9 protein-coding genes are annotated in these 7,916 nt (G+C 73.4%); 4 read left to right on the top strand and 5 right to left on the bottom strand.

What is annotated here, in order from left to right:
- Nucleotides 1–186 precede the first annotated feature (186 nt).
- The 3 genes from E1283_RS27425 to E1283_RS27415 all read right to left on the bottom strand — a co-directional run bounded on the left by E1283_RS27425 (nt 187) and on the right by E1283_RS27415 (nt 1,465).
- Nucleotides 187–474, bottom strand: coding sequence for a hypothetical protein (locus tag E1283_RS27425; RefSeq protein ID WP_425086238.1), 288 nt, complete (start codon nt 472–474; stop codon nt 187–189).
- On the bottom strand, nt 471–860 hold the full coding sequence (locus E1283_RS27420; RefSeq protein ID WP_132820849.1) for an ArsR/SmtB family transcription factor: 390 nt from the start codon (nt 858–860) through the stop codon (nt 471–473). Before E1283_RS27420 ends, E1283_RS27425 begins: the two co-directional genes overlap by 4 nt.
- An 83-nt stretch (nt 861–943) precedes the next feature.
- Nucleotides 944–1,465: a hypothetical protein gene (locus E1283_RS27415; protein WP_132820848.1), complete on the bottom strand. Its 522-nt coding sequence runs from the start codon at nt 1,463–1,465 to the stop codon at nt 944–946.
- Nucleotides 1,466–1,552: 87 nt separating this feature from the next.
- Here E1283_RS27415 and E1283_RS27410 point away from each other — a divergent pair, with 87 nt between their 5' ends.
- Entirely contained in the window at nt 1,553–3,712 is a 2,160-nt protein-coding gene (locus E1283_RS27410) for a protein kinase domain-containing protein (RefSeq protein ID WP_165956259.1), read from the top strand.
- A gap of 22 nt (nt 3,713–3,734) precedes the next feature.
- Here the strand turns inward: E1283_RS27410 and E1283_RS27405 are convergent, their stop codons facing one another.
- Complete coding sequence (locus E1283_RS27405) at nt 3,735–4,100, bottom strand: hypothetical protein (RefSeq protein ID WP_132820846.1); 366 nt, start codon at nt 4,098–4,100, stop codon at nt 3,735–3,737.
- Nucleotides 4,101–4,243: 143 nt separating this feature from the next.
- Between E1283_RS27405 and E1283_RS27400 the strand changes: the two genes are divergently transcribed.
- From E1283_RS27400 to E1283_RS27390, 3 genes are read left to right on the top strand one after another with little or no spacing between them, the layout of a single operon-like run.
- On the top strand, nt 4,244–4,603 hold the full coding sequence (locus E1283_RS27400; protein WP_132820845.1) for a hypothetical protein: 360 nt from the start codon (nt 4,244–4,246) through the stop codon (nt 4,601–4,603).
- On the top strand, nt 4,600–5,424 hold the full coding sequence (locus E1283_RS27395; RefSeq protein ID WP_132820844.1) for a hypothetical protein: 825 nt from the start codon (nt 4,600–4,602) through the stop codon (nt 5,422–5,424). Before E1283_RS27400 ends, E1283_RS27395 begins: the two co-directional genes overlap by 4 nt.
- 41 nt (nt 5,425–5,465) lie before the next feature.
- Nucleotides 5,466–5,858 (top strand): roadblock/LC7 domain-containing protein, encoded by a 393-nt coding sequence (locus E1283_RS27390; protein WP_132820843.1) that lies wholly within the window; start codon nt 5,466–5,468, stop codon nt 5,856–5,858.
- Nucleotides 5,859–5,881: 23 nt separating this feature from the next.
- On the opposite strand, the gene ilvD is transcribed toward E1283_RS27390, so the two are convergent.
- On the bottom strand, nt 5,882–7,723 hold the full coding sequence (gene ilvD, locus E1283_RS27385) for a dihydroxy-acid dehydratase (protein WP_132820842.1): 1,842 nt from the start codon (nt 7,721–7,723) through the stop codon (nt 5,882–5,884).
- Nucleotides 7,724–7,916 lie beyond the last annotated feature (193 nt).

Genomic DNA, 7,916 nt, shown 5'->3' with positions numbered 1-7,916 from the left:
GTCGTAGAGGGCGGGCGGGTAGTCGGGGCGGGACGACGCGTACTCGGCGGCCACGGTGTTGAAGGACGTCGCGAACTCGGCCGAGCCGAAGCCGGGGTGAGGGGTCATGTTCGGTCATCTCCCCAGGCCGGCCGGCCGCCAGTCGAACGCAGTCGGTCGAACACGGTCAGTCGAAGTCGAACGCGGTCAGTCGAGTTCGCGCAGCATGCGTTCCATGGAGGCGACCGAGCGGCGGGTCTCGGTCAGCTCGTCGGTGTAGCGGCGGAGTATCTCCGTGTTGTCCTCCAGGAGTTCCGCGTACTTGACGGCGAGCCGCTTGTACTCGTCCTCCCGGGTGGCGAGCATCCGGGCGCGCCAGGTGGCCGCGAACTGCCAGACGACGACGATGAGCAGGAGGAACAGGCCCCCGACGCCGAGTCCGGCGGCCCAGACGCCGGCCGGGTCGTCGGCCAGCGTCACCATCGAGTCGTTCACTGTGCTTCCTCTTCTTCTCTCCGTGCCGCGGACTCGGGCCGCAGGGCCTGTGGCCGCAGGGAATCGGCCGCGGCGGCGACGGTGCGCGGGGTCAGCTCGTAGAGGAACGGCGCGACCTCGAAGTACCGCATGGCCTTGCCGTCCTCGGACAGTTCCAGGGAGCCGGTGATCAGGCCGGCGGCCTCGAGCCGCTGGAGGTGCATGTGGAGCAGGGGGCGGCTCATGCCGATCTCGCGGGCCAGCCGGCTGACGTAGTTCCGCTCCTCGGCGAGCGCCGCGACGATCCGCATGCGCTGGGGGTGGCCCAGTGCGGCCAGCACCTTCAGCAGCTGTTCGCCGATCGGTGCCGGCTCCTCGTCGCCGTGGTCCCGCGTCGGGTCGTTCATCGAGAGGTCCCCTCGCCGTTCCCGGGTCTGTGGGTGCAGCCTCTCAGCGGACACCGGCACCTGTCAATGAGAGCTGACACCTGTCAGCGGCGCCGAGATCCTCTGCGGCGGGCCGGGTTGCCGGACCGCTTGCCGGTCAGCCGCCGGTGCCGGGCGACCGCGGCCTGGTAGTCGGCGCGCCGCAGCCCCTCGCCCGGCGCCTCGATCGTGCCGCGCAGCCCGTAGGCCAGCAGCACGCCGACGAAGCCGACGACCTTGATGCTGCGGAACGCGCTCTCCTCGATCGCGTCGGGAGAGCGGGGCCGCGTGTAGCCGACCCACGCGCGGGTGAAGGCGATGGCGGTGCAGAGCAGCAGCGCCAGCAGGACGAGCGACCCGAGCCAGGTGGGGGAACCGTCGGCGACGCCGGCGTAGAGGATCCACAGGGCCAGCGCGCCCGTCACGGCTCCCAGGCCGGCCGCCCCGGTCAGCAGCACCCGGCGCAGGGCGTAGCCGCCGGAGCGGTCGACCCAGCGGGTGCCGTAGAACCGGATCGGCTCCGGCCTGGGGGCGTTCTCCTCGTCGGCGACGGACGGGTCGGGCGCATGCGCGGCAGAAGTGGACATGCGGTCGATTATGGCCGTGGCCCGGACGAGTGGTGCGGGCCCAGTACGCTGATTCCCGGCATTCGCGGGCTCACCGGGGGAGCTGCCATGACGGACAACCACGGTTCGGCGCCTGGTTCGGCGCCCGAGCGGCTCGGCGAGTACGTGCTCGAACGCCGGCTGGGCAGCGGCGGGATGGGCGTGGTCTACCTGGCCAGGACGGTCGCCGGCCGGCAGTTGGCGATCAAGGTGATTCGCCGTGAGTACGCCGAGGATCCCGGCTTCCGGGCCAGGTTCCGGCGCGAGGTGGCGGCGGCCAGGCGGGTCAGCGGCGCGTTCACCGCGCCCGTCGTGGACGCCGATCCGGAGGGCGATCCGCCCTGGCTGGCCACCCTCTACGTGCCCGGCGGCTCGCTCGCCGACCGGATCGCCGAGCACGGCCCGCTGCCGGCCCGCGAGGCGGCCAGGGTGGGCGCGCAGCTGGCCGAGGCGCTGACCGAGATCCACGGCCACGGCCTGGTGCACCGGGACCTCAAGCCGGGCAACGTGCTGCTGGCCGAGGACGGGGTGCGGGTGATCGACTTCGGGATCACCCGGGCACTGAGCGACAGTCACCGGCTGACGGAGGACGGCGCGGTGCTCGGCTCGCCGCCGTTCATGGCGCCCGAGCAGCTGACCGGCGGCGCCGAGGTGTCGACGCCGGCCGACGTGTTCGCGCTGGGCGCGGTGGTGGCGTTCGCGGCGACCGGCCACAGCCCGTTCGAGGCCGGTGGGCTGCCGGGCGGCGATCCGCTGGCCGTGGCCTACCGGGTGGTCCACGAGGAGCCCGACCTGGGCGACGTGCCGCCGGCGCTGCGCGACCTGGTGTCGATGTGTCTGGCGAAGGATCCCGACCGGCGGCCGGCGGTGGCGTCGTTGCTGCGGATGGCGTCCTTCGCGGACACCAGGGCGCAGGCCGCGGTGGTGCGCGACTCGGAGGTCTGGCGGAGCGCGCGGCGGGACGACGACGGCGGGAGTCCTCCGGCCGGACGGCGGCGGTCGCGTCGGTGGCGTCGGCGGCTCGCGGTGGGCGCGGCCACCCTGGCGGTGCTGGCGGCGGCCGGCGCCGGCGTGCTGCTGGCCGCGGACCGCGGCGACGGCGGGGCGGACCCCGACGACGGCTCGGCGCCCGGCCCGTCGGCCGACGCGCCGACCGCGCCGGCGTTCACGCCGTGGGAGGTGGACTGGCGGGACTTCGGCGTGCAGGACGCGGCGATCGCCGGCCTGGCCTGTGCCCCGGCGGCCGCCGGCGACCTGCTCTGCTCGGCCGGCTCCGACGTGACCGTGCTCCTCGCCCCGGACGGCACCGAGCGCTGGCGCCACCTTCCGCCGCGCGACTCGGCCGGCGGCCCCGGCGCCCTCATGGTCGGGGAGGTGGTCTACGCCCCGTCGGACAAGGGTCTGGTGGCGCTGGACCTGGCGAGCGGCGACGAGCTGTGGGAGATCGACGCGCCCGAGCTGATGAACCCGACGGCCGCCACCGAGGACAGCCTGGTGCTGCAGAACGGCGACAGCACCCTGCGCTTCTACGCCCTCGGCTCCCCGGACCCGGTGGGCTCCTGGGAGGTCCCCGGCCGCTATCTCACCAACGTGCTCGCGGACCGGGACCGGAACCGGGTCCTGGCGCTGAGCCGCGCGGAGTCCGAGGGCTTCCCGCTGGAGCTGACGCTGCTCGACGGGACCGGTCGGGAGCAGTGGCCGACGTCCGTGGGGCCGCCGCCGGAGGTGGCCGGCCTGCTCGAACCGGTGGGGATCGACGCGGAGGCGGCGTACTTCGAGGAGTGGGACCCGGACGTGCCGGTGGTCGCGGCGCTCCACCGGCTCGACCTGAGCGACCGCTCCTGGAGCCGCACCACGCTCGACTCGGCCGCCGAGCCGCGCACCGTGGTGGCGGACGGCATCGCCTACGCCAACGACACGGCCGGCGGCATCACGGCCGTGGACATGGCGGCGGGCGAGGTGCGCTGGTCGGTCGACCTGGACGCGGAGACCACCTCCGCGCTCGCCGTCGCCGGCGACGCGCTGTACTTCTCCGACGGCGACGGCCGGCTCCACCAGGTGGCGGTCGCGGACGGCACGCGGCTCGCGGTGGGCGAGCCGCACCCGGGCACGCCGGGCGCCGGCAGCGACGCCTGGGCGCCGCCGCCGGTCGTCACGGACGACGGCCTGGCCTATGTGGTGACCATCGGCAACACGCTGTACGCCACCCGCCTCGACGAACTGGGGTGAGCCGGCGGCCCGCGGCGCCGGCTCAGATCTCCAGGTGGTTCTCGACCCGCTTGAGGCTGTGCCGGGCCAGCGCCAGGTTGGCGCGGGAGCGGTCGAGCGCGAGGTAGAGGAAGAGCGAGCCGCGGTCGGTGGGCAGCAGCCTGATGACGTGGTACTGGTCGCCGAGGGTGATCAGGATGTCCTCGATGGTGTCGTCGATGCCGAGCGTGGCGAGGGTCCGCATCTTGGCCCGCACCACCTCGGTGTTGCCGGCGGCCGCGATGTCCAGGTCGAGTACGCCGCCCCCGCCGATGGTGCCGAGCGACATGCCGCTCTCGTAGTCGACCAGGGCGACCCCGATGGCCCCCTCGACCGCCATGGCTTCCTTCAGCGCTGACTCAATGTTCATCTTGCTTCTCTCTCGCGGACGCGTCGCCTTCGTCGAAGGCTACGGAGATGCGGTAACAAAACATCAACTACGGTCAAGGTTGCGTAGGTTTCGAAATAAAGTACTCTGCCGAGGATCGCAAGTGAAGGGATTGAGGATCAACGGTGCGCACGCTCGACACGTCCCTCTCCGAGATCCTCAGCCTGCCGGGGGTGCTGGGCGCGGCCCTGGTGGACGCCGTGACCGGGCTGACCTACGGCGCCGTCGGCGAGTGGGAGGGCACGGGCGGCGGCATCGAGCTGTCCGACCTCACCGGGCTCCTCGCCGAGCGGCTCAACCAGGCGGGCGCCACCGGTGAGTTGGAGAGCGTGATCATCACCAGCCGACGCCGGCACCATGTCACGCAGGTGGTGGAGCGGCGCGGTGACGCCGTGCTGCTGACGACGGTGTTGGACCGGGAGCGCACCAATCTGGCCCTGGCCATGCGGCAGATCGCCGAGCGCGCCGGCGAGGTGCTCGCATGACCGACGCCGGCCCCCCGCCCCCCTCGCGCAACGTCTCCGGGCTGCTACGGCGGCTGCGCGACCGGGAGTTCACCGGCGCCGTCGTCGTCTCCGGTGCCCCGGGCGGCACCATCCACCTGCGCGCCGGCCGGGTGACCGCGATCGACACCCCGGGATCGCCGCCCGTCGAGTCGCTGCTGCTGAAGTCCGGGCGGATCGACGAGGAGGCCTGGTCGGCGGCGCGCGCCACGGCCGGCCCGAGCGACCCCGTCGGCGTGACGCTGGTCGAGCACGGCCTGGTCGGCGCGGTCGAGTTGGAGGTGGTGTGCGCGGCCGCCGTGCACGACGCCGCCTTCGCGCTCGCGCTCACCGCCCCGGGCGGCTGGGACGTCGCCGAGTCCGCGCTGCCGCCCCAGGTCACCGCGGGGCCCGGCGTCGAGCCACAGGCGCTCTCCCAGGAGACCGGCCGCCGACTCACCCTGCTCCCCCGGCTCTGGGGGAGCGCCACCGAGCTCGTGCGCGGCCGGGTGCACGCCCCCGCGCTCGCCTCCGATCCACTGCCCCCGCGCTACCGGGAGATCCTGCGCTTCGTCAACGGCCGCCGCACGGTCCGCGACCTGGCCTTCGCGCTGGGGCGCGGCGTCTTCCCGGTGCTGCTCGACCTGAGCCGGATGCGCGCCCGCCACCTGGTGACCGTCGAACTCCCCACCTCCACCAGCCCGTTGGGCGACGGCCTCGGCCCCCGCACCGACGTCGGCGGCGCTCCGCCCCCACCGCTGCCCCTCGGATTCCCGCTACCGCGCCGCACTCCGGGCGGGCACCTGCCCGACCGAGGTCGCTGAAGCGGGCGTACAGCACGTCACGACACGGAAGCGAGCACGCCATGAGCCACCCCGCCGCACCCGAACCAGCCGCGCTGGCCGAAGAACTGAGCTCCCTGCGGGAACGCGTGATGGGCGTCACCGAGACGGTGGTGGCGACCGTGGACGGCCTGCTGGTCGCCGCCGACGCGTCCGGCGTGCACCCGGAGTCGGTGGCCGCGCTCTCCGCCGCCACGCTGGGCCTCGGCCGGCGCGCGACCCACGAGGTGGGCGCCGGCGGGCTCCAGGAGATCGTGCTGCGCGGCACCGCGGGCCACGCCGTGGTGCTCGCGGTCGGCGACAACGCGCTGCTGACGGTGCTCGGCGACGAGGGCCTGGACACCGCCACCCTGCGACGCGAAGCCCCGGCCACGGTCGAGCGGCTGGCGAAGCTGCTCGAACGCCACCGGGGCTGACGGGGGCCGATGCGGCGGGGGCCTCAGCCCTCCAGCTTGCTCACGTCCCGCACGGCGCCCTTGTCCGCGCTGGTGACCATGGCGGCGTAGGCGCGCAGCGCCAGCGAGACCTTGCGGTCGCGGTCGGCCGGAACGTAGCGGCCGTTCAGCTCGGCGCGGCGGGCCGCCAACTCCTCGTCCGAGACGAGCAGTTCCAGGCTCCGGGTCGGGATGTCGATCCGGATCCGGTCGCCGTCCCTGACCAGCGCGATGGTGCCGCCGGCCGCCGCCTCGGGCGAGCAGTGGCCGATGGAGAGGCCCGAGGTGCCGCCGGAGAACCGGCCGTCGGTGACCAGCGCGCACTTCTTGCCCAGGCCCCGCCCCTTGAGGAACGAGGTGGGGTGCAGCATCTCCTGCATGCCGGGGCCGCCGCGCGGGCCCTCGTAGCGGATGACGACCACGTCGCCCTCCTTGACCCGCTTGTTCAGGATGGCGGCGACGGCGTCCTCCTGGGAGTCGAGCACCACCGCCGGGCCCTCGAACGTCCAGATCGACTCGTCGACGCCGGCGGTCTTCACCACGGAGCCGTCCTCCGCCAGGTTGCCGTAGAGCACGGCCAGGCCGCCCTCGGTCGAGTAGGCGTGCGCGAGGTCGCGGATGCAGCCGCCCTCGGCGTCGGTGTCCAGCGTCTCCCAGCGCTCGGACTGCGAGAACGCGGTCGCCGAACGCCGGCCGCCCGGCGCGGCGTGGAACAGCTCGACCGCCTCGGGCGACGGGGAACCGCCACGGATGTCCCAGCTCTTCAGCCAGTCGGCGAGCGAGGGGCTGTGCACGGTGTGCACGTCCTCGCGGAGCAGCCCGCCCCGGTACAGCTCGCCCAGGATGGCGGGGATGCCGCCGGCGCGGTGGATGTCCTCCATGTAGTACTTGCCGTTCGGCGCCACCTTCGTCAGGCAGGGCATCCGGCGGGAGAGCGCGTCGATCTCCTTCAGGCCGTAGTCGAGACCGGCCTCCTGCGCGGCGGCCAGCAGGTGCAGCACCGTGTTGGTGGAGCCGCCCATCGCGACGTCCAGCGCCATCGCGTTCTCGAACGCGGCGCGCGAGCCGACGGCACGCGGCAGCACCGTCGCGTCGTCCTCGTCGTAGAAGCGGTGCGCCAGCTGGACGACGGTGCGGCCGGCCTCCTCGTAGAGCGCGCGGCGCGCGGTGTGGGTGGCGAGCACCGAGCCGTTGCCCGGGAGGGCGAGACCGATGGCCTCCACCAGGCAGTTCATCGAGTTGGCCGTGAACATGCCGGAACAGGAGCCGCAGGTCGGACAGGCGTTGTCCTCGATGCGGCGGATGTCCTCGTCCGAGACGCTGTCGTCCGCGGCGTCGGCGATGGCGTTGACCAGGTCCAGCTTGCGGACCGTGCCGTCCACCAGGGTCGTCTGCCCGGCCTCCATCGGACCGCCGGAGACGAAGACCGTCGGGATGTTCAGCCGCATCGCGGCCATGAGCATGCCGGGGGTGATCTTGTCGCAGTTGGAGATGCAGATCAGCGCGTCCGCGCAGTGCGCCTCCACCATGTACTCGACGGAGTCGGCGATCAGGTCGCGGGACGGCAGCGAGTACAGCATGCCGCCGTGCCCCATCGCGATGCCGTCGTCCACCGCGATCGTGTTGAACTCGCGGGGGATGCCGCCGGCCTCCTTGATCGCCTCGGACACGATCCGCCCCACCGGCTGGAGGTGGGTGTGGCCCGGCACGAACTCGGTGAAGCTGTTGGCCACGGCGATGATCGGCTTTCCGAAGTCCGCCCGATCTACCCCGGCGGCCTGAAGGAGGGAGCGGGCTCCCGCCGCGTTACGGCCATGGGTGACGGTACGGGACCTCAGTGTCGCCATCTCTCTGCACTCCTGCCTCTCCCCTGCGGGGCGATCCGACTCCCACCGAGGTTACGCCTCCCGCCCACCTTTCGGGACGGAGATTCCGCGAACCGAGACGACCGGCCGGCCGGTGGCTCGTCCTGGCGGCGGTGCCGCCTGGGACGCCGCGCTCCGGGTGTCTGGCGGCCAGCTCGGCGACGATCCGTGGAGA

The organism is Streptomyces hainanensis, from assembly GCF_004348415.1.
GTDB lineage: Bacteria > Actinomycetota > Actinomycetes > Streptomycetales > Streptomycetaceae > Streptomyces > Streptomyces hainanensis.
This window is presented reverse-complemented; position numbering and strand designations above follow the sequence as displayed.